This window comes from Peribacillus sp. TH14 (genome assembly GCF_016651145.1).
In the GTDB taxonomy this organism is placed as follows: domain Bacteria; phylum Bacillota; class Bacilli; order Bacillales; family DSM-1321; genus Peribacillus; species Peribacillus butanolivorans.
In genome coordinates, this window is record NZ_JAEKEK010000001.1 from 2,719,584 (window position 1) to 2,746,573 (window position 26,990).

Annotated in this window: 21 protein-coding genes, 1 riboswitch and 1 other annotated feature; of the genes, 13 read left to right on the forward strand and 8 right to left on the reverse strand. The window is 39.3% G+C overall.

What is annotated here, in order from left to right:
• Nucleotides 1-56 precede the first annotated feature (56 nt).
• The gene (locus JFU50_RS13300) at nt 57-827 is read left to right on the forward strand and encodes a TSUP family transporter (RefSeq protein WP_201222845.1); all 771 of its coding nucleotides are present in this window, start codon (nt 57-59) and stop codon (nt 825-827) included.
• A gap of 134 nt (nt 828-961) precedes the next feature.
• Here JFU50_RS13300 and JFU50_RS31750 read toward each other — a convergent pair whose 3' ends face one another.
• Together JFU50_RS31750 and JFU50_RS31755 are read right to left on the reverse strand one after the other, a co-directional pair.
• Nucleotides 962-1,195, reverse strand: a complete 234-nt coding sequence (locus JFU50_RS31750) for a VOC family protein (RefSeq protein ID WP_342214691.1) — start codon at nt 1,193-1,195, stop codon at nt 962-964.
• On the reverse strand, nt 1,170-1,370 hold the full coding sequence (locus JFU50_RS31755; protein ID WP_342214692.1) for a hypothetical protein: 201 nt from the start codon (nt 1,368-1,370) through the stop codon (nt 1,170-1,172). Before JFU50_RS31755 ends, JFU50_RS31750 begins: the two co-directional genes overlap by 26 nt.
• Nucleotides 1,371-1,619: 249 nt before the next feature.
• Here JFU50_RS31755 and JFU50_RS13310 point away from each other — a divergent pair, with 249 nt between their 5' ends.
• The 3 genes from JFU50_RS13310 to JFU50_RS13320 all read left to right on the forward strand — a co-directional run bounded on the left by JFU50_RS13310 (nt 1,620) and on the right by JFU50_RS13320 (nt 5,653).
• A complete protein-coding gene (locus JFU50_RS13310) occupies nt 1,620-2,198 on the forward strand; it encodes a TetR/AcrR family transcriptional regulator (protein ID WP_201187000.1) in 579 nt (192 codons plus the stop codon).
• 24 nt (nt 2,199-2,222) lie between these two features.
• On the forward strand, nt 2,223-3,590 hold the full coding sequence (locus JFU50_RS13315) for an MATE family efflux transporter (protein ID WP_098175257.1): 1,368 nt from the start codon (nt 2,223-2,225) through the stop codon (nt 3,588-3,590).
• A gap of 365 nt (nt 3,591-3,955) precedes the next feature.
• Entirely contained in the window at nt 3,956-5,653 is a 1,698-nt protein-coding gene (locus JFU50_RS13320; protein WP_201222848.1) for a methyl-accepting chemotaxis protein, read from the forward strand.
• A 99-nt stretch (nt 5,654-5,752) separates the two neighbouring features.
• Here JFU50_RS13320 and wecB read toward each other — a convergent pair whose 3' ends face one another.
• Nucleotides 5,753-6,910, reverse strand: coding sequence for a non-hydrolyzing UDP-N-acetylglucosamine 2-epimerase (gene wecB, locus JFU50_RS13325; RefSeq protein ID WP_201222850.1), 1,158 nt, complete (start codon nt 6,908-6,910; stop codon nt 5,753-5,755).
• A gap of 197 nt (nt 6,911-7,107) precedes the next feature.
• Between wecB and JFU50_RS13330 the strand changes: the two genes are divergently transcribed.
• From JFU50_RS13330 to JFU50_RS13340, 3 genes are read left to right on the forward strand one after another with little or no spacing between them, the layout of a single operon-like run.
• Nucleotides 7,108-8,316, forward strand: coding sequence for a glycosyltransferase family 4 protein (locus JFU50_RS13330; RefSeq protein ID WP_201186994.1), 1,209 nt, complete (start codon nt 7,108-7,110; stop codon nt 8,314-8,316).
• A 27-nt stretch (nt 8,317-8,343) separates the two neighbouring features.
• Nucleotides 8,344-9,660: a glycosyltransferase gene (locus JFU50_RS13335; protein WP_242485370.1), complete on the forward strand. Its 1,317-nt coding sequence runs from the start codon at nt 8,344-8,346 to the stop codon at nt 9,658-9,660.
• A gap of 45 nt (nt 9,661-9,705) precedes the next feature.
• Nucleotides 9,706-11,007: a nucleotide sugar dehydrogenase gene (locus tag JFU50_RS13340; protein ID WP_201222852.1), complete on the forward strand. Its 1,302-nt coding sequence runs from the start codon at nt 9,706-9,708 to the stop codon at nt 11,005-11,007.
• A 538-nt stretch (nt 11,008-11,545) separates the two neighbouring features.
• Here the strand turns inward: JFU50_RS13340 and pckA are convergent.
• Nucleotides 11,546-13,132 (reverse strand): phosphoenolpyruvate carboxykinase (ATP), encoded by a 1,587-nt coding sequence (gene pckA / locus JFU50_RS13345; RefSeq protein WP_201186987.1) that lies wholly within the window; start codon nt 13,130-13,132, stop codon nt 11,546-11,548.
• 553 nt (nt 13,133-13,685) lie between these two features.
• Nucleotides 13,686-13,849, forward strand: a riboswitch (SAM riboswitch).
• A gap of 163 nt (nt 13,850-14,012) precedes the next feature.
• Here pckA and metK point away from each other — a divergent pair.
• Nucleotides 14,013-15,206, forward strand: coding sequence for a methionine adenosyltransferase (gene metK / locus JFU50_RS13350; protein ID WP_201186985.1), 1,194 nt, complete (start codon nt 14,013-14,015; stop codon nt 15,204-15,206).
• Nucleotides 15,207-15,495: 289 nt separating this feature from the next.
• Here the strand turns inward: metK and JFU50_RS13355 are convergent, their stop codons facing one another.
• A complete protein-coding gene (locus JFU50_RS13355) occupies nt 15,496-16,014 on the reverse strand; it encodes a gamma carbonic anhydrase (protein WP_201188087.1) in 519 nt (172 codons plus the stop codon).
• 212 nt (nt 16,015-16,226) lie between these two features.
• On the opposite strand from JFU50_RS13355, the gene JFU50_RS13360 reads away from it, so the two are divergent.
• Complete coding sequence (locus tag JFU50_RS13360; protein ID WP_201186983.1) at nt 16,227-17,030, forward strand: alpha/beta hydrolase; 804 nt, start codon at nt 16,227-16,229, stop codon at nt 17,028-17,030.
• Between the two features lie 62 nt (nt 17,031-17,092).
• On the opposite strand, the gene JFU50_RS13365 is transcribed toward JFU50_RS13360, so the two are convergent.
• The 3 genes from JFU50_RS13365 to JFU50_RS13375 form a co-directional block, all read right to left on the reverse strand.
• Nucleotides 17,093-17,488 carry a hypothetical protein gene (locus JFU50_RS13365; protein ID WP_056521175.1) on the reverse strand — a complete coding sequence of 132 codons (396 nt, stop codon included), beginning with the start codon at nt 17,486-17,488 and terminating at the stop codon, nt 17,093-17,095.
• Between the two features lie 381 nt (nt 17,489-17,869).
• The gene (locus JFU50_RS13370) at nt 17,870-18,442 is read right to left on the reverse strand and encodes a tRNA (mnm(5)s(2)U34)-methyltransferase (protein ID WP_057215376.1); all 573 of its coding nucleotides are present in this window, start codon (nt 18,440-18,442) and stop codon (nt 17,870-17,872) included.
• A complete protein-coding gene (locus JFU50_RS13375; protein WP_201222854.1) occupies nt 18,439-19,401 on the reverse strand; it encodes a TIGR01212 family radical SAM protein in 963 nt (320 codons plus the stop codon). Before JFU50_RS13375 ends, JFU50_RS13370 begins: the two co-directional genes overlap by 4 nt.
• 95 nt (nt 19,402-19,496) lie before the next feature.
• Here JFU50_RS13375 and JFU50_RS13380 point away from each other — a divergent pair, with 95 nt between their 5' ends.
• The 4 genes from JFU50_RS13380 to JFU50_RS13395 all read left to right on the forward strand — a co-directional run bounded on the left by JFU50_RS13380 (nt 19,497) and on the right by JFU50_RS13395 (nt 26,838).
• A complete protein-coding gene (locus tag JFU50_RS13380) occupies nt 19,497-20,072 on the forward strand; it encodes an SMI1/KNR4 family protein (RefSeq protein WP_201222856.1) in 576 nt (191 codons plus the stop codon).
• A 98-nt stretch (nt 20,073-20,170) separates the two neighbouring features.
• A complete protein-coding gene (locus tag JFU50_RS13385; RefSeq protein ID WP_201186978.1) occupies nt 20,171-20,434 on the forward strand; it encodes a DUF2524 family protein in 264 nt (87 codons plus the stop codon).
• 158 nt (nt 20,435-20,592) lie between these two features.
• Nucleotides 20,593-20,822 (forward strand) — a binding site (T-box leader).
• 54 nt (nt 20,823-20,876) lie between these two features.
• A complete protein-coding gene (leuS, locus tag JFU50_RS13390) occupies nt 20,877-23,291 on the forward strand; it encodes a leucine--tRNA ligase (RefSeq protein ID WP_201222858.1) in 2,415 nt (804 codons plus the stop codon).
• Nucleotides 23,292-23,661: 370 nt separating this feature from the next.
• Nucleotides 23,662-26,838 carry an Ig-like domain-containing protein gene (locus JFU50_RS13395; protein ID WP_201222860.1) on the forward strand — a complete coding sequence of 1,059 codons (3,177 nt, stop codon included), beginning with the start codon at nt 23,662-23,664 and terminating at the stop codon, nt 26,836-26,838.
• The last annotated feature ends 152 nt before the right edge of the window (nt 26,839-26,990 follow it).

A 26,990-nucleotide genomic window follows, 5' to 3' on the forward strand; every position in this document is an offset into this window, starting at 1 on the left:
CAGATACAGAAAGTGGGAGTATAATAGAGTTATTGTTTTTGAAGGGAGGAGAATATATGGAGGAAATTAATCTCTATACTTTGCTGTTTTTAATACTTGCTGGTTTTATTGCTGCGTTCATTGACTCTGTTGTAGGCGGAGGAGGGTTAATTTCCATTCCTGCTTTATTATTTACAGGGATATCACCTTCAGCAGCCCTTGCTACTAATAAATTGGCAAGCTCGATGGGCTCTTTAACGAGTACAATCTCATTTATTCGAGCTGGAAAAGTGAATTTCAAATTTGTCATGAAGCTTTTTCCGCTTACTGTGATTGGTGCGATTCTAGGGGCATATGTGGTTCATTTTGTTTCCCCTGAAATCCTAAAGCCGCTCATATTAATCTTATTAGTTATCGTCGCAATTTATACGATTTTAAAAAAGGATTGGGGTAAAGACGCAAAATATAAAGGGTTAAAACGAAAGAAAATGATTATGTTGATCATCGCAATATTTGCTATTGGTTTTTACGATGGTTTTCTTGGTCCTGGTACAGGCTCTTTTTTATTGTTTTCATTTTTGATTATTGGATTTGATTTTGTTCAGGCTGCTGGAAATGCAAAAGTACTTAATTTTGGTAGCAATATTGCCGCACTTATTATTTTCTTATCAATGGGGTCAGTCAATTTTGTCTATGGAATTCCGATGGGCTTCGCAATGGTTGTCGGAGCATTAGTAGGATCGAACTTTGCGATAAAAAAAGGTGCTGCCTATGTACGTATATTATTTATTTGCGTCACCATTTTACTGATCGGCAAAAATGTCTTGAATTATCTTCACGTGATTTAATAAGAGGCATTCAAAAGAGTAATATATGATATTATTTTGATATGTTCATTTAGACTTTTTCACCAAAAATAAAGACTTTAAATAATAATACATGGCCGGAAATACTATTGGTATTTTTCGGCCATTTTTTTGATTCATTTTGTGTAATTCAAGTCCCAATGAACGCCAAAGCAATCCTTGACTTTAGCAAATCGTGCACCCCAAAAGGTATCTTGAAGTTCCATTAAGGTTGTTCCATTTTCACGCAATGTCTCGTATAAATGCTGGATCTCTGATTCGCTTTCACACTCCAGCACGAGAGAAATATTGGTCCCGACCTCAAGGGGATTTCCAGGAAACGTATCAAGATACCATAACCAATAACTCACCTTTTTTAATCTTAGCATGCAAGATCCTATCATTTGCTTCTTCAGGTGTTGGGAAATCAGCTTCCCCGTATGATTGTATATCAAAAACCTCTGCTTGAAATACTTCCTCATAAAATGCTAATGCATCTCTAGCTTGTCCATCAAATGTTAAGTATGGGGTAATCTGATGTTTCATTTGAACCCTCCTTTTTATTATGACTATCATTTCGACAGGTAGACATTATAATCCTTTTAATACTAGGGAATAATGTAGCAGCATGAACCCTCCTTTATAGAATGGTTTCAATCGGACCAATCTTTATTTCAATAGGAGGTAAACCTTAAATTTCCAAAATGAAAGAACTTGCCTGACGAACGTTCGTTAGGTTATGATAGGTTTATCAGAAATACAGAAAATAATATTCAGCAATGAAAGGTGAACATTATGAAAAGCGATGAAATAAAAAAAGCAGCACTCAAATATTTTACGATTCATGGTTATGAGGGTACTTCACTTTCTCAAATTGCCGAAGATGTTGGGATAAAAAAACAATCAATATATTCTCATTTTAAAGGGAAAGACGATCTGTTTTTATCTGTACTTAAAGACGCCAAGGAAATGGAACTTTCGTTTTATGTTGAGTATTTCAATATCATGAAAAAAAGTGATCCGGAAAAGACGCTATACGGATTTTTGGAAGAAATGATAAAGATGTTCCAGGAGGTTGAGAGTTTAAAGTTCTGGCTTCGTATGGGGTTCTTTCCACCAACACATCTATACAGTGAAATTCAGAAAGAGACTGATGATCTTCAGGTTCAACAGGAAGCCTTAATGGAAAAGATATTCAGAACATGGATATCCGCTGGGGTTTTAAACTCAGGAGATGCGCGAACCCTGACACTGGCGTATTCAGGCATCATCGTGGCCATTATGGTCGAACTTGTTTATGCCGATAATCCAGACCGAATTGCGGAAAAACTTGCGGCGTCATGGACTATTTTTTGGAGAGGAATTTCAAAGTAAGGTCAATAGCAGGAGATGGTATAAATGTCATTAAGAGAAAAACAACAACAAAATCTATTGGAGATAGAATCGACAGGAAAGGTCTTTCTGCGCTATCTGATTCCTTCTATGATCGGAATGGTATTGATGGCATTGAACTTTGTTGTCGATGGCGTGATGGTCGGCAATAAGCTTGGATCGGTTGCCCTTGCAGGAGTTAATATTGCAGGGCCCATTTATACAATCTTTGTAGCGATGTCGATTTGGATCGGGGTAGGCGGCGCAACGCTTTATTCACAAAGCATGGGGGCAAAGGATTATAATCGGGCACGCTTTATTTTCACCCATTCCATCATTCTAATCACAATATTCACCGTAATCATTGGTCTGATTGCCTACGCTTTTCACCATCAGCTTGTTTATGCACTAGGGGCCAATGAAGCAACCGCTCCCTTTGCAACGGACTACATGAACGTATTCTTAATGCTGGGTTTTGTTTTCACCCTAGAAAACACCTTAAGTATATTCGTCAGGAACAATGGTAATCCGAATCTGGCCATGGCATCTCTTATCGTCACGGCCATTTCCAATTTCGTTTTGAACTTCATTATCCTGTATGTACTAGATTTAGGGGTGCGCGAGATTGCATACGGAACAATCATTGCAGCTGCCTTGGGCATACTGGTTCTCAGCACGCACTTTTTCACGAAGAAGAACACGCTTCGCCTCGTTAAGTTTCGTTTTGAAAAGTCACTTTTCATTATGACAATGATGATTGGCTTTCCTAGTTTCTTAGCTGAAATAGGTGTATCAGTCTTTACTATTGCTCATAATAATGCGTTCTCGCGCCTTGCTGGTACCGACGGATTAGCTGCATTTTCTATTGTCAATTATGCACATAGTGTTATGCTGTTGATGTTTCTTGGCATCGGGTCGGCAATACAGCCACTAGTAAGTTATTATCATGGTGCAAAAGATGAAAAGCGGAAGCGCGAAACGGTTCGCATTGCCATTTTCACAGCAATTGGTGCAGGAATATCCATTACCCTGGTGGGACAAGTGGCGGCACCTTATATTGTAGATTTATTCGGAGACTTTTCTCAAGATGTAAAAGAGCTTGCTACAATTGGAATTAGAATCTTCTTTAGCGGATATATCCTAATGGGAGTCAACTTCGTTATGATGACCTATTTCCAATCAATTGGGCAAGTAAAGATGGCCGCTTGGATTACGATTGGACGCGAATTTATTTTCATGCTTTTATTCCTGCTAACATTGCCGCTTATATTTGGAATAAATGCAGCATGGCTGGCCATTCCATTATCAGAGGTAGTCATATTCTTAACCGTCTTACTTTATTTAAAAAGCGTAGGTTCAAACTTTGGAAAAAATGTCCGGTTAATCAAAGGATAAGATGAAAATTAGAAATTCCTAAAGATCACCAATTTGGTGGTCTTTTTTGCTTAGTTTTAAATCGTACAGTTACTAAAGGTGAAGTAATCAAAAGATGCAATTGAGTACTAGGTTTGACGCTAATTTGCAAGCAGAAAAGGATGTTTCATGCTGTTTTACGAAGCCTCAAATGGACGATGCTGATCAACACTTCCGGCTTTATTATCATATCTTCTTTTTTACTTTACCCCAAACCGCTTAGTTTTTTGATATAAGTTTATTTTATTGTGTTTTAGTGAACTGACTAGAAAAAAGGCACTATGCAACCGATATTATTGATAGAGTTTGAAAATTAAAAATTATTGATTAATTGGAGGGTATTTAACGTGAAATTATCTGTATCAAAAAAATTATGGGCAGGTTTTTTGTCTATACTTATATTCCTTATGACTATAGGTTTCTTTTATCTCTGGATCATCGCCGATTTGAATAAACAATATACTTTTTTATTGGATGATCGAGTGAAAAAGATCAATCTGGTAGATGAAATGATTAACAAACAGCAAGCTGTTTCAAATGATGTTCGTGGTTATATTATCTATAAGGATTCTACATATTTGGAAAATAGAGTAGTTAAAAACGAAATGTTTGAGGAGGCTTACGAAAATCTTGGAAAAACATTTACATCACAAGACGATATAGAATTGTTGGAAGAGATACATAACGCAAAACTTGAATATATGGAATTGGCTGAAGAGATAATTATCAGCATGCAGCAAGGCGATAGTGCGAAGGATCTAGATATAACTGAGAAAACGGATAAAGCAAGTGTCTTGGAAAAAACAATCTTGGAAAAAGCTGAAAAACTAAGTGACAATCAAAATGCTTATTTACAAGAGACTCGGGAAGATTTGAACGAGAAAGTAAAGGATATGGAAAGAATTATTGTATTGCTAATAATCTTTGGATTCATCCTTAGTATTATTTTACCAATCGTCCTGAGTCGCAGTATTTCTCGCCCGGTTCGCAAACTTACAGAAGCAATTGGTCAAGTTGCAGGCGGTAATTTACAGATAGAAGAAATTAGGATTCGAAACAAAGACGAAATTGGTGAAATGGCCGGTGCTTTTAATAAAATGGTTGCGGAACTTAAAGCGATTGTCTTAAATATGAGGGATTCTTCGTCACAACTTGCTGTTCAAGCAGAACAAATGTCGGCAAGCTCTGAAGAAAGCCTGGCTTCTTCGGAGATGGTCGCAACAACTGCTGAAGAAAATATGAGAGGGACAGCTCGGCAGGTCACTATAGTAGAGAACTCAGTAAACTCTATGAATGAGATGGCTGCAGCTATCGAGCAGATCACCGAAAGTAATGTCGAAATGCTTACCTCCGCAGAATCTGTGAATTCACTTGTTCAACAAGGATCTAACATTATAGATGATGTAACTACCCAAATGAATAATATAAACACTACGATTCACGAGTCAGCGAGCATAATGGAAGTAATGTCGAAGCATTCAAGTGAAATTCAAAGAGTTACGACATTAATTACGGACATTTCTGAGCAAACAAACTTACTGGCATTAAATGCTGCAATTGAAGCGGCCCGTGCCGGAGAAAATGGAAAGGGTTTTGCAGTAGTGGCTGATGAAGTTAGAAAACTTGCTGAACAATCAAAAATATCAGCCTCAGAAATTGAAAAAATGGTCAAATTGATCGAAGAAGCTACCGAAAAAGGCGTCGAATCAATTAATATTGGAAGTAAGAAAGCAGAAGATGGACTTTCTGCTTCAGCAAACTCACTCCAGGTGTTCAATCATATTAAATCCGCAGTTGGAGGAGTGAGTGAGCAAATTGAATCCGTATCCTCTGCTATAGAAGAAATTCAAGCGATGACCAAGGATGTAGCCGCTGGTGCGAATGCAATAAAAGAAATAGCGGTTACTTCAGCAGAAAGGGCAAATGATACAAGTGCTGCAACTGAAGAACAGCATGCAGCGACTGAACAGATTTCTGAAGGCGCTCAATCACTAGCAACCCTGGCCGAGAGTCTTAAAATGGAAGTGAATCATTTTAAAATCTAATATATAAGAAGAATTAGAAAAAGCCTAGCAACCTCTTAAAGAGTGTTAGGCTTCTTCTTTTGATTTATCGTTCTTTCTAACGTTAATAAATGATAAAAATTAGGATGAGAGGGTTGGCCGATTTATCATCTTATTGTTATCAGCACTCAATTTCTCTAAAAGTATTTCGACTATTCGCTTCGAGGCAAATCCATCTCCATATGGGTTAGAAGCTGTCGCCATTTTTTTATAGGTTTCTTCATTTGTAAGTAAGTCTGTGGCTAATTGATAAATTCGTTCTTCCTCAATTCCTGCCAATAAAAGGGTACCAGCCTCAATTCCTTCTGGCCGTTCTGTCGTATCGCGTAACACAAGGACAGGAACGCCAAGTGAAGGAGCTTCTTCTTGCACCCCTCCGGAATCTGTCAGTATTAAATGGGCATGCGCCGCAAAATTATGAAAATCAAGCACCTCAAGCGGCTCTATTAAGTGAAGTCTTTCCGTTTCACCAAAAATCCGATAAGCAATTTCGCGGACTACTGGGTTTTTATGAAGTGGGAAAACGACTTGGATATCCATGTGATCTTCAAGCAGTCGTTTGACGGAACGGAATATTTCTTCCATTGGTTTTCCGATATTTTCTCGTCTGTGCGCTGTCATCAATAGCATACGATCTCCATTCAAACCTGATAGAATTGGATGCTCATAGTCTTTCCGTACTGTTGTTTTCAAAGCATCGATGGCTGTATTGCCGGTAATATAGATAGAATCACTCTTTTTGTTTTCCAAAATGAGATTTTCTGCTGCTTGATTTGTCGGGGCAAAATGCAAATCAGCTAAGACGCCTGTCAGCTGTCTATTCATTTCTTCAGGATACGGAGAATACTTATTACCAGTCCGAAGACCAGCCTCAACATGACCAATTTGAATTTTATTATAAAAAGCGGCTAAGCTGGCGATGAAAGTCGTCGTTGTATCTCCATGAACTAGCACGATATCGGGTTGTAGTTCTTTCATAAGAGCGCTCAGTTTCCCAATCCCGCGAGTTGTGATCTCTTCTAATGTTTGTCTTTCTTTCATCATATTCAAATCGTAGTCTGGTCTTATTTGGAAACATTGCAGGACTTGATCAAGCATATCCCGATGCTGGGCGGTGACCACTACAATGCTTTCAATCGATTCTTGATGCTTTTTCAACTCCAATACGACAGGTGCCATTTTAATGGCCTCTGGTCTTGTCCCAAACACAGTCATGACCTTTAAACGATTTTTAGGCATTATGATTTCCTCGCTTTCTTTATTTCCTCCCTATTATAACGAGTTGTTCTTAAGAAAAAATTTTTTGACACAACAATTAACAGAATATTTACAAAGTTAATAAGACCTTTATATTTCTTTAATCCCCACTTAATATCGTCCATTTACAATAAAAAGCAGGACGATGAACATTTTAAGAATAGAGGTGATAGGCTCATATGAAAAGTGTCCTGATGATTGTACAAAACTTTTATCCTGAAATTGGGAGTGCAGGAAACAGGATGAAAAATGTATATCTCAATTTGAAGCGAAGCGGCTATGAGGTAACAGTCATCACTTTGAAGCCGAGTTATCCTCACCAAAGTTTATATCAAGATGCCCATTTTTGGGATGAAGTCGATATTGAGGAGAAAGATATCATCAGGATTCAACCAGATAAAGTGAAGAGGTATACAAGCAATATGGGGAGACGCTTGCTTCATTATTTGGAAGCGATGTGGCTTTTCATTTACACAATCATTCGACTGGAAAAAAAATATGACTATGTGTTTGTCACGACACCACCTATTTTCCCGATATTTGCGGCATTGATTGCCAAGAAAAAGATGAAGGCAAAGCTAATAACCGATGTAAGAGACTTATGGCCCGAATCATTGCAGGGAGTAGGCGTATTCACGAATAAGTGGATCTTGAAAATGGCTTTTTTCCTTGAAAGAAAAATATATCAGCACTCTAATCAAATTATCATCAATAGTCCTGGATTTAGGGATTATATCCTTTCAAAAGGAGTCAAGAATGATGATATCCAATTCATTCCAAACTCGCTCACTGCAGACGAGCTGAACTTGAAAAAAAGACTTCCACCCATTTCGGAAAATAGAATTAAAGTCGTTTATACGGGTAATATCGGACTTGCCCAAGATATTAAAAAGTTAATAGAAGTGGCTGAAAAACTGAAAGAACATAAACAAATTGAGTTTACGATTATTGGATATGGATATCGAATGTCCGAAGTCCAAGACGAGATTTCCTCTAAAGGCTTGACCAATATAAAGGTCATCAAAGCGATGAATAGGAGGGTGACTCTTAATGAAGTATCCTCTTCCCATATTGCGTATGTAAGCTTAGTTGAGAAGGATGTCTTTAACAAGGTGCTGCCTGGAAAAATAATCGACTATATGTGCGTCGGAAAACCGATTGTCGGTGATGTCGCCGGGCGTGCCAGACAAATGATTTCAGAAGCGCAATGCGGGATGGTGGCAGATAGTAGAAAGGTTGATGAAATCAGTCAACATATTCTAACAATGGCTTCTGAGAAAGCTTTACGCGAAGAGCTTGGTGAAAATGGCCATCGATATGCGGAACAAAATTTTCTATGGTCAAAAAATATTCAAGGGCTCATTAACGTGATGGAAGCATCTAGCTGACGGATATCTGGAAAAGTGGAGGTAAAAATGGCGAAGACGGTATGTATGTTTGTGTGGAATCATTTTACCAACGATGCACGGGTTCTAAGGGAATGCACTGCTCTTACCGAAGCAGGTTATGAAGTCGACTTAATTGCGATTCATAACTGGAAAAATGAAGAATTACCCAAAAAAGAGAAACATAAAAATGGATTTAATGTCATTCGAGTGAATAATCGCTGGGAAAGACTTAATAGAGTACTTAATATCGTAAAAAAAACAAAAAATAAGATGTTTGAATTGACTGTTCTCACCTTATTGGTTTGGAATACCTTGTTGAACATGAACCTGATAACGGGCTGGATCAGTACTGTCGTATTAGTCGGTGTTATGGCGCTTCTTGCAATAATCGCCACAATTGTTACGAAAACGAAACTACCGATTCTTTTGACAAGAAGCTATATTTTTTTTCAAATGGTTCATTACGGCCGGAAAAAGAGGTATGACTTTTACCATTCGAATGATTTGAATACGTTAATGCAGGGAGCAATCAGCAGTAAATTTCTAAGACGTAAAAAGCTCATATATGACTCTCATGAAGTTCAAACAAGCAGAACCGGTTATAATAGCCGGATTTACGGGATACAAGAGAAGTTTCTATTAAAATTTGTCGACGAAATGATCGCCGAAAATCATACTCGTGCTAAATATAATGAAGACTTATACGGTCTGTATCCGAAAGTGGTCCATAACTACCCAATCCCTACATTGCCTGAGGAAAGTACAGTCGTGGATTTACACGAGTTGCTCATGCTGCCAGAGGACGAGCCGATATTGTTATATCAAGGCGGCATTCAAACGGGCAGGGGGTTAGAGAAAGTGGTTGAGGCTGTGCCGATGATGGAAGCAGGAACGCTAGTTTTTATTGGAGATGGAAAGATCAAGCCTGAGTTAATAAAAAAGGTAGAGGCAATGGGTCTCGAACATCGGGTGAAATTTATCCCGAAGGTGCCGGTTGACGATTTGCTTCATTATACGAAAAATGCATATTTAGGTTTTCAGGTATTGAATAATGTCTGCTTTAATCATTATTCTGCTTCTTCCAATAAGTTATTTGAATATATGATGAGCGGAGTACCCGTCATCGCCTGTAGCTTTCCAGAAATTCAAAAGGTAGTCGAGACTGAGAAAATTGGTGTGTGTGTCGACTCCCATGATCCCCGTTCTATTGCGGACGGAGTCAATTATTTATTAAAACATCCAGAAAAAAGAGCGGAAATGAGCAGCAACTGTCTGAATGCCCGCCTTAAATACAATTGGAAACAAGAGAAAGAAATCTTCATCCAAATCTATCAATCAGCTTAACAAAAACTAGAATACTAGAAGAAAATATGATGAGGAGTGGTTATTATGAAATTATGTACAATGGGACTAGGTTATATAGGACTTCCAACATCTTTAATGTTCGCAAAACACGGTGTAGATGTTGTTGGCGTGGATATCCATCCTGATGTTATTACTAAATTGAATAATGGAAAGCTCCATATTGAAGAACCTGGACTAGAAGAAGTGTTAGATGAAGTGCTAGATGCTAAACGATTTCGTGCTACCTTGAATCCGGAGTCTGCGGATGTTTTCATCATTGCGGTCCCAACTCCAAACAATGAAGATCAACACCAATCCTGTGATCTTACCTATGTTATGCAAGCAACTTCAAGGATTCTTCCTTTTGTTCAGAAGGGAAATGTCATCATTATCGAGTCGACGATTGCACCAAGGAGCATGGATGATCATATCAAGCCATTGATTGAGATGACAGGGCTAACGATCGGGAAAGACATCTTTCTCGTACATTGTCCGGAACGTGTCTTGCCAGGGAGAATTCTAGAAGAATTGGTTCATAATAACCGAATAGTCGGCGGCATCACAGAAGCCTGCTCCTATAAAGGAAGTCTTGTCTATGAAACTTTTGTTAAAGGGGAAATCATTCGTACGGATGCGAAAACGGCTGAAATGTCCAAGCTGATGGAAAATACCTTCCGTGATGTTAATATTGCTCTTGCGAATGAGTTGGCTAAAGTTTGCTTCGAATTGGATATCAATGTATTAGATGTCATATCAATGGCAAATAAGCATCCACGTGTAAATATTCATCAACCAGGACCAGGGGTAGGTGGACATTGTCTCGCGGTCGATCCTTATTTCATTGTCGCTAAAGCTCCTGAGACAGCTAGAATCATCAAATTAGCCCGCGACACGAACGTTTCGATGCCGTATTATATCGTCAATTGTGTCAGGATGTTACTTGAGGGGATCCGTAAACCAAAGGTAGCGGTTTTTGGACTTGCCTACAAAGGAAATGTAGATGATATCCGTGAAAGCCCGGCCATTGATGTTGTAAATATACTAATGAGCATGGATCATGTGGAAGTATCCTTGCATGACCCACATGTCCAATCTGGGAAAATGCCAGTCGTTTCTGTCGAAGACGCTGTAAAAGATGCCGACCTGATTCTTGTCTTAACCGATCATAATGAATTTAAAGAAATGGATTATGATAAACTATCGAACAAGATGGCTCATAAAATGATTTTGGATACTCGGAATTGCATTGATGCTAATAAACATAACATCCAAATTGCCAACTTAGGCAATGTATTCGAATATAAAACAGAACATTTGAAAGAAGTAAGGAAAAAAATGATTATCTAATAAACAACTGATTCTGCAAGGCCGGATATGATAGGGATCAAAAGGGTGTTGACTCAGTCAGCACCCTTTATAGTTGTGCAACATGTTAAAAAAATCATTTGAAATAATAATAGGGATCGGATAATTATTATATGTTCTGTAAATATGACTTCCTATGGGACATGGGAAGAGCAGAATTGGTTGGCTTGGCGCCACCTTCTCCCTATTTATAGGTGGCGGACCAAGAGGGAGTGGAATCATACGTATGAAAAAAGTATGATGAACTTTCTAGTTTATTATATTGGCAAACAAGGCTGTAGAGGATTTGGCTCAGGAGACCTTTGTCTGGGCTTTTGTGAAACAAAGGGGATAAGACACCAGCTGGAACATAGGAGACAGCCTCTTGGCTGTTTTTAATTCAAAAATACTGGCGCTTCAGGTTAATGTGGCTTTTACAGGAGTAAGATCGTGATGGCCGATTTATCGTTTAGATTAGTCAGTTTATAAAGAAAGGACCAAGCAAGTTTCGCTTGGTCCTTTTGTTTTCTATTTATTAAGATTAAGCAGTCGGACCGCCAAGTTCTTCAATTTCACTTGGAACGTTTCCGAATTTTTTAAAGTTTGCACGGAATTGAGCAGCAAGAGCTGTTGCTGTTTGTTTATATGCAGCAGGATCTGCCCAAGTCTTGATTGGTTGAAGCACTTCGTCAGGAACACCAGGAACATGAAGTGGAATATCCAAACCGAAGATATCGTCTTTGATAGTCTCGATGTTTGCTAATTCGCCTTCAAGTGCTGCTTGTACCATTGCACGAGTGTAAGCAAGTTTCATACGGCTACCAGTTCCGTATGCACCGCCAGTCCATCCAGTGTTGACAAGGTATACTTTTGCGCTATGCTCGTCAATTTTATCTCCAAGCATTTCAGCATAGCGTGTAGCAGGAAGAGGTAAGAATGGTGAACCGAAGCATGTTGAGAATGTAGCTTCTGGTGAAGTTACTCCTCTTTCAGTACCAGCCAATTTACTTGTGTACCCACTTAGGAAATGGAACATTGCTTGTTCTTTAGAAAGTTTGCTGATTGGAGGCAGTACGCCTGAAGCATCAGCAGTTAAGAAAATGATTGTATTTGGGTGTCCTGCGATACTTGGGTTCACGATGTTATCAATCGCTTGCATTTGGTATGCAGCACGAGTGTTTTCTGTTAATGAACTATCATCGTAGTTTGCTTCACGTGTTTCCGGATCAACAACTACGTTTTCCAATACGGCACCGAAACGGATGGCATCGAAAATTTGCGGTTCTTTTTCACGTGAAAGGTTAATTGTTTTTGCATAGCAGCCGCCTTCGATGTTGAATACACCGTTAGAAGACCAGCCGTGCTCGTCATCACCAATCAGTTTGCGATTAGTGTCTGCAGATAAAGTTGTTTTACCAGTACCAGACAGTCCGAAGAATAAAGCGACATCTCCTTCACGTCCTACGTTAGCAGAGCAATGCATTGGAAGGATTCCAGCCTCTGGAAGTAGGTAGTTCATGATTGAGAAGATCGATTTTTTCATTTCACCTGCATATTCCGTTCCACCGATTAAGATAGTACGGCGTTCAAATGAAACGATGATGAATGTTTCGGATTGAGTTCCGTCCACTTCTGGATCTGCTTTGAAATTAGGTGCAGAAAGAATCGTGAATTCTGATTCGTGACCTCTTAGTTCTTCTTCATTTGGACGGATGAACAAAGTGTGAGCGAAAAGATTATGCCAAGCATATTCATTTACAACTTGGATAGGAAGACGTGATGTTTCGTCCGCGCCAGCAAAACCTTTGAAAACAAAGATCTCTTCTTTTGCTTTTAGGTAGTCAACTACTTTATTATATAGTTTATTGAATACTTCTTCAGAGATTGGTTGGTTTACGGAACCCCAATCTACTTTGTCTTTCACAGAAGCTTCGTCTACGATATATTTATCTTTAGGTGAACGGCCAGTATATTTGCCTGTTTCAGCTTTTACTGCGCCAGTTGATGTCAGAACGCCTTCGTTTCTGCTTAATACTTTTTCAACCAATTGGGGAACTGAAAGTTGAGTTTGCACATTATTTCCTGCCAATAATTGGTGTAACTCATTAGAAACATCTACAGAATTCATATATGAGGTACCTTCCTTTGTTTTAAGTTTTTATATTACAATTAGTATAACACATTCACTTAAATAGTCTATACTATTTATTTTTTTTGTGATATTTTTTATATGGTTTCCTTAATCATTTTTTAAAATGCGTTATGAACCGAGTTCGGGTTCCTGCATATACTTGAATGGAGGAATCTGAACTGGGTGGTGTAATTAGGAAGAAAGCCCATTATCAAGATTAGAATCTTGATCGAATGGGTCTCGTTTCAGGAATATAAAAAAGGTTTTATTCTTTTATTCAATAGGAAGAAATTAAGAAAAGAACAACTTGCTATTACATCAAAAGGCAAAATCCTAAAAAGTTATTATGCGGTTCGAAGTCAGATTTTTCAAGTTCTTTTATCTATGGTAATTTTCTACATTTTCGTTTGTTTTCTACATCGAAAATCCAATAATGACAGAGGATTAGCACATTTTTTATCGTGAAAGCTGTGATGGGGAAAAATGTTCTTTTTCGAAAAGCATTGACAGATTCCGACCAAATACGATAATATCTTAAATTGTACGGATTCTCTTATCCCGAGTTGGTGGAGGGACAGGCCCTTTGAAACCCAGCAACCTGCCATATTGAACTTGACTCCAAGATCAATCGCCGAAAATAAAGCGATAGTTCTTCAAGGAATAGTGGTGATGGTGCTAACCTGAGCAAGGTAAAAAACCCTTGAACGATAAGAGTGAAAGGATAGATGACAGAATTTTAAACCTTTCCTCATTTGCCAGGGAAGGTTTTTGTGTTTTTTAGTAATTCTGTGTCTATAGTTGAAGCTAATAAGGGAAAACGAGTTCCGTAAAAAAATCAGGCTTTTGCCTACAACATACTAACTTCCGAGGAGGAAATATGATGTCAAAGAAACGTCTATTTACTTCTGAATCTGTTACAGAGGGCCATCCGGACAAGATTTGTGATCAGATTTCAGATTCCATTTTAGATGCTATCCTTGCTAAGGATGCAAATGCACGTGTTGCGTGTGAAACAAGTGTAACAACAGGTCTTGTACTTGTTGCTGGTGAAATTACAACGTCCGCTTATGTGGATATTCCACGTATCGTTCGTGATACGATTGCAGGAATTGGTTACACACGTGCGAAATACGGTTTCGATGCTGAAACTTGTGCCGTATTGAGTTCTATTGATGAGCAATCTGCTGATATCGCAGCTGGCGTAGACAAAGCGTTGGAAGCTCGTGAAGGAAATATGTCAGATGAAGAAATCGATGCAATCGGTGCAGGGGACCAAGGGCTTATGTTCGGTTTTGCTTGCAATGAAACAGAAGAGCTTATGCCACTTCCGATTTCATTAGCTCATAAACTTTCATTCCGCTTGTCTCAAGTTCGTAAAGATGAAACGCTTGCTTACTTACGTCCTGATGGTAAAACACAGGTAACCGTGGAGTATGATGAAAATAATCAACCTGTAAGAGTTGACACAATTGTTATTTCAACACAACATGATCCAGAAGTAACTCTTGAGCAAATTCAAGCTGACTTAAAAGAACATGTGATTAAAGCAGTTGTACCAGCTGAATTAATCGATGCTGGGACTAAGTACTTCATTAACCCAACTGGCCGTTTTGTAATTGGCGGACCTCAAGGGGATGCTGGTCTTACTGGACGTAAAATCATCGTTGATACGTACGGCGGATACGCTCGTCACGGTGGCGGTGCATTCTCCGGTAAAGATGCTACAAAAGTTGACCGTTCTGCGGCATACGCTGCTCGTTACGTTGCGAAAAACATCGTAGCTGCTGGCCTTGCTGACAAAGCGGAAGTACAATTGGCATACGCAATTGGTGTGGCAGAGCCTGTATCAATCTCGATTGATACATTCGGAACAGGAACAGTAAGCGAAGAAGTACTAGTTGATCTAGTACGCGCTAACTTCGACCTGCGTCCAGCTGGTATCATCAAAATGCTTGATCTTCGTCGCCCAATCTACAAACAAACAGCTGCTTACGGACACTTTGGCCGTACAGATGTTGATCTTCCTTGGGAACGCACAGATAAAGCTGAAATTTTAAAAGCACAAGCGTAATCAAATAAAAGTAAAAGGTGCCTCGCAACTAGCGAGGCACCTTTTTCAATTGTGAAATGGATTAAATTTGTCGACTAAGGGAATAATTCAAGAAATCCTATTTAAACCAGCCATTTAGTTTTTTTACTCGTGAATTATGTAGTTTTTTACTCGTGAATTTTAGTTTTACTCGTGAGTTTTAGTTTTTACTCGTGAGTTTTGGGTTTTACTCGTGAATTATGTAGTTTTACTCGTGAATTTTAGTGTTTTACTCGTGAGTTATGCAAGTTTACTCGTGAGTTTACATGAATTATTTAATGCGTTCTGCATGTTTATAGTATTGTCCTTTTTCAGCATATTCTCGGACGATACGTTCCATATCCTTGCGATCTTCATCGTTAATTTCGCGTACGACTTTAGCTGGACGGCCGAATGCCAATGTGTTTGGTGGTATGACTTTGCCTTGGGGAACAAGACTTCCAGCACCGATAAAAGCTCCTTCCCCGATCTCTGCTGCATCAAGTACAATCGTCCCCATGCCGATTAGAGCTCCTTTACGAACTTTGCAGCTATGTAAAATAACCTGATGGCCGATGGTTACTTCGTCCTCAATAATTAATGGATTATTTGGACTTTGGTGAAGAACGCTGTTATCTTGTACACTTACTTTATTACCGATTATAGTAGGGGCTACGTCGCCACGTATAACGGTATTAAACCAGATTGACGTTTCGTCGCCGATTTTCACATCACCTGTCACGACTGCATTTTCAGCAATATAAGCGCTTTCAGAGATTTCAGGTTCTTTACCTTTAAATGGATAAATAATCATTTTTAATCATTTCCTTTCCGAAGTAGATGTTTTTATGTATTATTTTAATATACCGTATGTAAATAGACTTGGCTATTTATAATAAAAATGTAGAACTTATTAGAGTTCCTTTTTGTCGAAAATCATGAATATGGTTATAATTTATATATATTATTTTTCAGCTATCATTGATCGTATACAACAAGAGAAAAGTGAAAGGGGGATTTCGAATGTGGAAATGGGAGACAGAAGGAGACGCAAAAGGCGTCATTGTCATCATTCATGGGGCAATGGAGCATCACGGCCGATATAAGTGGGTAACACAAATGTGGCTTTCAGCCGGATATCATGTTGTCATGGGCGACCTTCCTGGGCAGGGGATGACAACTCGTGCCTACCGGGGACATATCGATTCCTTTGACGAATATTTAGACGAAGTAAAAAGCTGGATAGAAGATGCCTACGAATATTCGCTGCCAGTCTTTTTGCTTGGACACAGCATGGGTGGTTTGATTTCGATACGCTTACTTCAGGAAGAAGAGTGGGATATTGCAGGGGTGATTTTATCTTCACCATGTCTGGGCCTCGTGACGAAGCCCCGCAAGTTCTTAACAGCCATTTCGCATGGTTTGAACCTCGTGATGCCTAAGTTCAGAGTCGATTCCGGCTTAACTCCTGAAATGGCTACGAGAAGTTCTGAAGTCCGTGAATCAGATAAAAATGATACATTATACATTACAAAGGTTTCGATTCGCTGGTATCGTGAGCTTGCACAGGCTATGAAGGATGCATTTGAAGAGATTCCTGAATTTCAGGATGTGCCTCTTTTGTTGATGCAAGGCGGAGATGACCGAATCGTGAATAAAAAGGCGGTTCGTGAGTGGTTTAATTATAACTTGGCTAGTGAAAAACAATACAAAGAATGGCCAAAACTGTATCACGAAATCTTCAACGAACCAGAGCGGGATGACGTATTCCAATACGCATTGAGTTTTGTTGAAAATCGTTTAAAAATATTAGGGTATGTTGTTTGAAGGTACATACTGCTGGATAAATATAAAAAGCTGCTGAAGCGATTATCAGCAGCTTTTTTGTTTTATCCAGCGTTTGTAAGTAATTCGTTCGACTTAATGACGGGTGCCCAATAAGTAACCGGATACATAAATTGGTTCAAGTGTGTAAGCTCTTTTTTATTGGATAAGGCAGCAGACAAAAGGTAAATTGATTTGAAGCTTAAGTCATTCGCGAATAGGTCTAAGAGGGTCGCCTTCATATTCATGATCTCTTCATGTCCTTGAGTGGAAATCACTAAATCGAGTTGAGGCAGGAATTTATCAAAATGATTTTCAAACTGTTTCAGGTCTTCTACCGTTGTTTGTTTCTCTGTTAATGAGTTAAGGGAGCTGACAAATTCTCCATATTCCTCACTTGTGTCTCGTTTGATTTTTTCAGTCAATATATCTGTCAGTATTGCAGTCGACAAATGTTCCATTTTTCTGCACCTACTTATCTGTTTTTAATCATTATAATAGTTATAGACTAAAAATTCAAAAAGTTCTGTTTGGTAATATTTTAAGATAATTTGTTTGCAATAAGAATAGTATCCCTTTAACAAGGGGATGAATATATCTCAACTTATATAAGGGGAAAGGTGTTCAAAGTAAATGTAATCTAGAGCGAATTTAGTAATGACTGCTTTTTTTGTTCACTCTTATCAGGAAGTTTGCTTTAACAAAGAGGAAAAAAATCATATTTTTTGGTAATAGTCACTGGCTTGCCCTGTAACATGTGTACTATTGCTTACTCATAACACATGGGAATGATTTTCGATGAATATGAAAAACACCGTTTTAATGAACGGTGTTAATTGTGGTTATCTCTTTTCAATTGCCACTATGAATGGCGGATTATTGGTTTGATTAATGAAGTCATATTTCAGGACATGGGCTTTTTGCTGAGGGAGATCCTGAACATAGTGTAATAATGCGTCCCGTTCCGTAGCACCTTCTGGATGACCGTGATAGATGACGAGGATGATGATACCTTCGGGAGCCATCATTTCGAAAAGCTGTTCAATTGCAGATATCGTTGTATTAGCTTGGGTGACGATTGATTTGTCTCCACCAGGAAGGTAGCCCAGGTTAAAAATAGCTCCAGTAATATTCCCAAAATGTTCTTTGCTGATGTATTTGTTCATCTGCTCGTGTCCGTCATGAACAAGAGTGCAGCGTTCATGCATACTTTCAGCCTTCAGTTTAGCTGCTGTGATTTGAATGGCATCTTCTTGGATGTCAAAACTATAGACATGCCCTTTTTCACCAGTTAGTCCTGCAAGAAAGACAGTGTCAAAGCCGTTGCCCATAGTGCCGTCAACGGTAATGTCCCCGGGTTGAACTGCTTTTTCAAGCAGAAGTTTTGCGAATGGCAAAATGCGATCCAGCTTCATCGTGATGGTACCTCCATATGATAATTTTTCCCCTGCCAGCTGTTGCGGCGTTTCAATTCGGCATCAATAGCATTCAATACATCCCATTTATTGACGCTCCACATCGGGCCAATCATCAAATCAATCGGACCGTCTCCAGTTATGCGGTGAACGATCATTTCAGGAGGGATTATTTCCAACTGATCACAAACAAGATTGACATAATCGTCTCGGTCAAGAAATTCAAGCTGGCCCTTTTCATATTGCTTGACCATGGGCGTCCCTTTTAATAGATGAAGTAAGTGAATCTTAATGCCCTGCACATCTAGTTTCGCGACTTCACGAGCTGTTTCCATCATCATTTCGTAGTCTTCTTGAGGAAGGCCATTAATGATGTGGGAGCAAACTCGAATGCCATGTTTGCGCAGTTTATCAACGCCTTCTTTGTAGCAATCAAAATCATGAGCACGGTTGATCATCGTGGCGGTTTTTTCATGAACGGTCTGCAGGCCAAGCTCCACCCAGAGGTAAGTGCGCTCGTTCAGTTCCGCTAAATATTCGACTACATCATCTGGCAGACAGTCCGGCCGTGTTGCAATGGAGAGGCCGACGACACCCTCTTGAGTCAGTACGCTTTCGTATTTTTCACGAAGCTCTGCCACGGGTGCATGCGTATTCGTGAACGCTTGGAAATAGGCCATATACTTTCCGTCTTTCCATTTATGATGCATTCGTTCACTGACTTTCTTAAACTGGACGTCGAGCGGCTCAACGCGGTTACCTGCAAAGTCTCCCGATCCAGAGACACTGCAGAAGCTACAGCCTCCATGTGCGACGGTGCCATCACGGTTCGGACAGTCAAAACCGCCGTCTAGAGCAACCTTAAAAACTTTATGTCCAAAGTGATTGCGTAAGTGATAATTCCAAGTATGATATCGTTTGTTATCCGATGCATATATAAACGGGTTTGCTTGATTCAAGTCAGCAACCTCCTAAGAATAATAAAGCGCAACATATATTATACAACATTCTGGCAGCTAGGTCTTTTTTCTAAAAATAAGCGTATAATGTATACTTGAAGGTTAAACATTGGCTACTAATGCCAGTATATCTAGTGAATGATAAATCCAATCGGGAGCTGATGGACATGACTGGTCAAGTTGAAGAAGCAATTAATCAAATGAAAAAGAAATTAGCCGAAAATAATCAGGTGATCGAAGTAAATGAAGATGGGTTTATATATAAAGCCACTTGTACCTTCAATTCACCTGCCTCGGACGAACAAATTCATTCCTTTGAACAGAAAACTGGATTGCTGCTGCCCGATGATTATAAAGAATTTTTGAAAATAACGAATGGATGCCGTCTGTTCGATAACCTCGAATCCGGGGGAGAAAATGATTTATACAGCCTGGATGATATTATTAATTACACATATGAAGACTCCTACGAAGGATGTTATAAGATTGCCTGCATCTATCAAGATAATATCGTGATTGATGGGGAAGCCGTTGCGAAAGGCGATAAGAATTATTTAATGGTAAAAGGACATATAGACGATTTTGAAGAAGGCGAGAAACTTCATATGGGCTTTGCCGAATGGATTGATCAGTTTATTTCCCATCAAGGAGAGAAATTTTGGGATAAATAATGATTCCTCAAAAAAACTGATAATCCACTCGTTATTTGCTCAAACTAATCGAGATGATTCCAAATCATCCAAATGAGACGCGAAGGAGAGGGTTTGAAATGGCCACCAGACAATCCATCGATCATTTTTTAGAGCAATGTGAAGGGGCTCTCCATTTTGCAGAGTTTGAATTTAACGAGGCCTCACGGCAGGAGCATTATGATGATGAACAATTTCAAAATTCGCAAAGATATATCGAAGAGGCTTTGACGGATATGGAACGATTGTATGCCAGTTCGAATGCCCAACAACGAGATATGCTTGCTCGGATGCAACAGCAGTTGAATGAACTGAAAAATGAGATGATTTTACTGCGTCATTAAAGTAAGAATGGGGGCTATGGATGCATAGCCTCCTATTTATTTTCGAACGATTTTTCTCAAATATGCATATATAATGAGAAACCTGTTGATAATGTTGGTGAACGGCTATTGCAATTATCGGTAAAATTGACTAGAATGTAATATAATCAAATATTCTCATAAAGACTATGATGAGGAGCAGTAGCGATTAGAACCAGTATAGAGAGTTGACGGATGGTGCAAGTCAACCTGGAATGATTGTGAACTCGCCTTGGAGTTACAGGTGTGAAGGTAATAGTAATGCCTGGCGTTTAATCCATGTTACGGATGTTTGAGCTGGGCGGTTTTTTAAGTATCGCCAATGTGGGTGGTACCGCGGGAAGATATACATAATCCTCTCGTCCCTATTTGGGATGAGGGGTTTTTTTATTGTTTTTTTATACGGAAATTAGGAGGAAATCAAATGAGTTTTGACCATAGAAGTATAGAAACAAAATGGCAACAGTATTGGGAGGGCAATAAGACATTTAAAACGGGGGAAGAGAGCGGAAAACGTAAATTCTACGCGCTTGATATGTTCCCATACCCATCAGGAGCGGGTCTTCATGTTGGGCATCCTGAAGGTTATACGGCAAGTGATATTTTAGCAAGAATGAAACGGGCGCAGGGGTATAATGTGTTACATCCAATCGGCTGGGATGCTTTTGGACTTCCGGCAGAGCAGTATGCGATTGATACGGGGAATGACCCAGCGGAATTTACGGAACACAACATCAACACATTCCGCCGTCAAATCAAGGCGCTTGGTTTCTCTTATGACTGGGACCGCGAAATCAACACGACCGACCCTGAATATTATAAATGGACGCAATGGATCTTCTTGAAATTATATGAAAAGGGTCTTGCTTATATTGATGAAGTAGCTGTGAACTGGTGTCCGGCACTTGGCACGGTTTTGGCTAACGAAGAAGTCATCGATGGAAAAAGTGAGCGTGGAGGCCATCCGGTTGAGCGCCGTCCGATGAAGCAGTGGATGCTTCGAATCACAGCTTATGCAGACCGTTTGATCGACGATTTGAATGATGTGGATTGGCCGGAGAACATTAAGGATATGCAACGTAACTGGATTGGCCGTTCTGAGGGAGCGGAAGTGACGTTCAATATCGATGGCCACGATGAAACATTCACGGTGTTTACGACTCGTCCGGATACTTTATTCGGTGCAACGTATGCTGTATTGGCTCCAGAGCATTCATTTGTTGATAAAATTACGACTACGGAACAAAGATCTGCAGTTGACGCATATTTAGATGAAGTGAAACATAAAAGCGACTTGGAAAGAACAGACTTGGCAAAAGATAAATCAGGCGTGTTCACAGGGGCTTATGCAATAAATCCAGTCAATGGCGAGAAAATGCCGATCTGGATTGCTGATTACGTGTTAATCAGCTACGGAACGGGTGCTATCATGGCCGTTCCTGCGCATGATGAACGTGATTATGAATTTGCTGTTAAATTCGAATTGCCAATTAAAGAAGTTGTAGCTGGTGGAGATGTGACAAAAGAAGCATACACAGGCGACGGTCTTCATGTGAATTCTGAATTCCTAGATGGATTGAATAAAGAAGAAGGCATTTCAACCATGATCAAATGGCTGGAAGAAAAAGAAATCGGCACGAAAAAAATCACGTACCGTCTTCGCGACTGGTTATTCAGCCGCCAACGTTACTGGGGTGAACCGATTCCAATCATCCATTGGGAAGATGGCACGATGTCCGCGGTGAAAGAAGAAGAACTACCATTGATTTTACCGAAAGCAACAGACATCAAGCCTTCAGGCACTGGTGAATCACCGCTTGCGAACATTGCAGAATGGGTGAATTTAACGGATGAAAACGGACGTAAAGGCCGCCGTGAGACGAATACAATGCCACAATGGGCAGGTAGCAGCTGGTACTTCCTTCGTTATATTGATCCGGACAACACTGAAGCACTTGCAGATCCGGAAAAATTAAAAGAATGGATGCCAGTCGACATTTATATTGGCGGTGCTGAGCATGCAGTTCTTCACTTATTGTACGCTCGCTTCTGGCATAAATTCTTGTACGATATCGGTATCGTACCAACGAGTGAACCTTTCCAAAACCTATTCAACCAAGGAATGATCCTTGGAGAGAATAATGAAAAAATGAGTAAATCAAAGGGCAATGTCGTAAACCCAGATGACATCGTTGAAAGCCATGGTGCCGATACACTTCGTATGTACGAAATGTTCATGGGACCATTGGACGCTTCCATTGCTTGGTCGACAAACGGATTGGACGGTTCGCGCCGATTCCTTGATCGTATCTGGCGTTTACTAATTAGCGAAGACGGCACGATTACAGATAAAATGGCTGATACTGATGACAGCGGAAAGCTTGAAAAAGTGTATCATCAAACGGTAAAAAAAGTGACCGAGAACTATGAAGAATTGAAATTCAATACGGCGATTTCACAGCTGATGGTATTTATCAATGATGCCTACAAAGCAGATGCGCTTCCTAAAGAATATATCGAAGGCTTCGTGAAATTGCTTGCGCCAGTTGCACCGCATATCGCCGAAGAACTTTGGTCTAAACTTGGCCATTCTGAAAGCATCACATACGGAACATGGCCAGCGTTTGACGAAGCTAAGCTAGTCGACAACGAAGTTGAAATCGTCATCCAAATCAACGGAAAAGTCAAAGCCAAATTAATGGTTCCAACTGACACAACGAAAGAAAAACTAGAAGAAATTGCGATGGGCGATGACTCCATCAAAGAACAAATTGATGGCAAAACCATCCGTAAAGTCATTGCTGTACCAGGAAAACTAGTCAACATTGTCGCAAACTAAATAGTTGAGAGCTGGCCCGCATGTCTTGTGCAGGGTCAGCTTTTTTTTCATGAGCAGAAATAAAACTGAAATTCGACATATTTTGTGATTTCTATGATAAAAGTCGATTTCCGGTATTAAATATCAGATTTTGAAATCATCAACTAGTTATTGGAAGCCTAAGTGAATTTCATTTAATATTTTTGAGGAAAATACTGTTTTTGGACATTTAGAGATTGCTTAATTGGTACATGTGAACCATTTTTCAGCAAAATGTTCAGTAATATCAAGCATTTTTTATGAAAAAGGGAAAAAATTGGTTGATAAAATTTTACAGTATGATAGTTTGGTATAGTGATGTAATTTTTTACTATTTATTGGAGGCGAAACTGTGAAATTTAAGAGTGTAAGTCGATTTACAGCGTTTGTACTTATTTTTGCACTGATTTTCAGCTTGATGGTTCCACAACAATCTCAAGCTGCACCAAATCCTGTATCACCCATTGAGAACGTAAAACCGATTAAAAATGGAGATACTTTAGTCGGGAAGTTTGAAAAACCGGATGTTCAATGGTACCAAATTAAACCGACAGCAGAAGAAATACAAAAATTCTCCCATATTGAGTTCGAAGTCAATTCGGAGCAAATCTTGAATATTTCCGTTTATCAAGATAAAGAAAAAGCAGAACAAGATGAGAGTAATTACATGGCCTCTGCTTATCCTGATGAAAAGGCTGTTGTAGATTTCCCATATGCTTGGGAAGGCACGTATTATGTTAAAGTTGAATATTTTGGTGAAACGGATGAAGAGGGAAATCCTATACCAGAAGCTAAAAATGAAGCAGAGTACTCTATCAATGCTCATTCTGTAACGCTACCGCCATCCGCTGGGGACGAAGAGATGGATCTCGAATCATGCCCAGTTGAAGTAAGCGTAACCGATAAGAAAACGGGAGAATCTATGTTGAAAACACTTCGCGTGTTTAGAGACGAAGTTCTCACGAAGTCATCTGAGGGACGTAGCCTTTCATCTTTATACTATAAAGCCTCTCCATTCCTAGCTCTTCATTTGGCTAGTAATAAAACATCTAGAGAAGCTGTCTATAATCATTTAGTCGTCCTTAAGCCTCTAATTGAGGATCTTAATGAAAATGGAGTAAGCAGTACGGCAGTCATTAGCAACAAACAGCAAGAAGCGATTAAAGCATTATTTAATAAGACAGCAGACGTCGCTCCAGCTGGATTGAAAAAAGAAATGAACAGCATTGCAAAGAAAATCAACCTTGATAAGCTTGCAGGTGAGAGAATCGTCGATATCGCAAGCAAAGCAGGAATTGAACTTCCAACTTCGAAGAATACAAAGAACAAATATATTGTCAAACTTAAACCTGGGAAGTCTTTAAGTTCAGTCCAATCCAAGGTACAAGGAAAAGGATATGGAACATTATCGACACCTAAGAAACAAGAGGTTCTGTATGATGATATGTACGTTGTTGAGTTAAAGAATCAAGCTAAAATGAGCACAGCAGCTCTATCGAATATTGAGAAACTTCCAGAAGTGGAATATATCGAAGCGGTTAAAACGTACAAAGCACTTTCAGCCGATATTCAGTCACCGTATCAATGGTCTTTAAATAACCCCGGTGGAGAAGAGGGCTATAAGGGAGCAGACATCGATAACGAAAAACTGCAAAACCTTATTAAGAAACGTAATTTAAAGGATACATTAGTAGCAGTTGTTGACACAGGTGTTGATGATTCCCTGGCGGATTTGAAAGATACAGTTCGCATGGATTTAGGAAAGAACTTCATTGATAAAAAAGGAAATGCCGTTGATGACAATGGTCACGGTACCCATGTTTCTGGGATTATCGCTGCCAAAGCTGATAATGGGTATTCCATGCAAGGAATTAATCCAGTAGCTAAAATCATGCCTGTGAAGGTTCTCGATTCTTCAGGATATGGAGACATGGAGAAAATTGCATTAGGCATTAAATATGCTGTGGACCATGGCGCCAAGGTGATAAATCTTAGCTTAGGTGGAGAATACAGCAGAACAATTGAACATGCTTTGAAAGATGCTGCTGCCAAAAATGTAATGGTTGTCGTAGCAAGCGGTAATGATGGGATGGAAGGTCTTTCTTACCCTGCATCTTCTAAATATGTCATTTCCGTCGGTGCAACCAATGCCCTTGATTTAGTATCGGATTATTCTAATTATGGCGCGAAATTAGACATGGTTGCTCCAGGGACAGGCATTCCAAGCCTTGTACCGAATGGGAATGTTACCTACATGGATGGTACATCAATGGCAGCTCCTCATGTTGCTGCAACTACTGCCTTGTTATTATCCGGGAATCCTGGTTTGAAATTAAATGATGTAAGAGAAATTCTTCACGAGACATCCGAATATGTTGCTTTTGAAGAAGAAGATAATGTAGATCCGTATGAGGACTACCAACCTGAGGAAGGTGGAATCCAATATCCAGTAGAAGAATTACCTATTGGAAAAGATATCGTATCGGGATTTGGAAGACTGAATGCTTATAGTGCACTTAGTACAGTGGATTTACAAGCTAAAGTTAATCCATTAATTGATACGCAAACAAAAATTGCAGGATCAGCAAAAAAAGGTTCGACAATCGAAGTGAAAAATGGAAAGCAAACGCTTGGTAAAACGACAACTGCAGCCAATGGAACGTTCAGTATTAAGATTCCAGTCCAAAAAGCAAGTCAGCTTCTTACTGTGAATATATCTGATTCTTCCAAACTAGCAGTCTCTTCAATCAAAGTGTTTGTGAAGAAGGGTGAAACACCTAATAAGCCAACTGTTAAGGCTGTCAGTGACAAAGATACGTATGTAACTGGTCAATCGCAAGCCGACATGAAAATCACGATCAAAAATAATGCAAAAAAAGTAATTGGTTCAGGCAACACGGATAGCAAGGGGAAATTTAAAGTAAAAATCAGCAAACAAAAAGCGGGGACTAAGCTTTCAATCACAGCTACAGACTTGGCAAAGCGTGAAAGTAAAGCAGCAACCGTGACTGTAATTGATAAAACAGCTCCAGGTGCACCGAAAGTGAACGAAGTAAACGACAAATCCACCAACGTAACTGGTAAAGCGGAAATCGGTTCGACTGTTACGGTGAAGTACCAAAACAAAAATATCGGCACAGCTAAAGCTGATAAAAATGGAAAATTCTCTATTAAAATTAGCAAGAAAAAAGCAAGTTCTGTATTATACGTCTCAGCTAAAGATAAAGCTGGCAATACAGGGAAAGCAGCAAAAGTAACGGTTAAAGATAAAACAGCTCCAAGTGCACCGAAAGTGAATGAAGTAAACGATAAATCCACCAACGTAACTGGTAAAGCGGAAATCGGTTCAACTGTTACGGTGAAGTATCAAGATAAAAATATCGGCACAGCTAAAGCTGATAAAAATGGAAAATTCTCTGTTAAAATCAGCAAGAAAAAAGCAGGTTCTGTATTATATGTCTCAGCAAAAGATAAAGCTGGCAATACAAGTAAAGCGACAAAAGTAACGGTTAAGAAGTATAAAAAATAAAAAGTAAAGCCGTTTAACATTTATGTTAAACGGCTGTTTTTTGTTTGGGCGGCGTTACTGTTTATACCCTTCTATTACAAATGATATAAAAACAAAAATATCAATGTCATACTAGTTAATTCGATTTGAAATACAAAAAACTATTGAGAAAG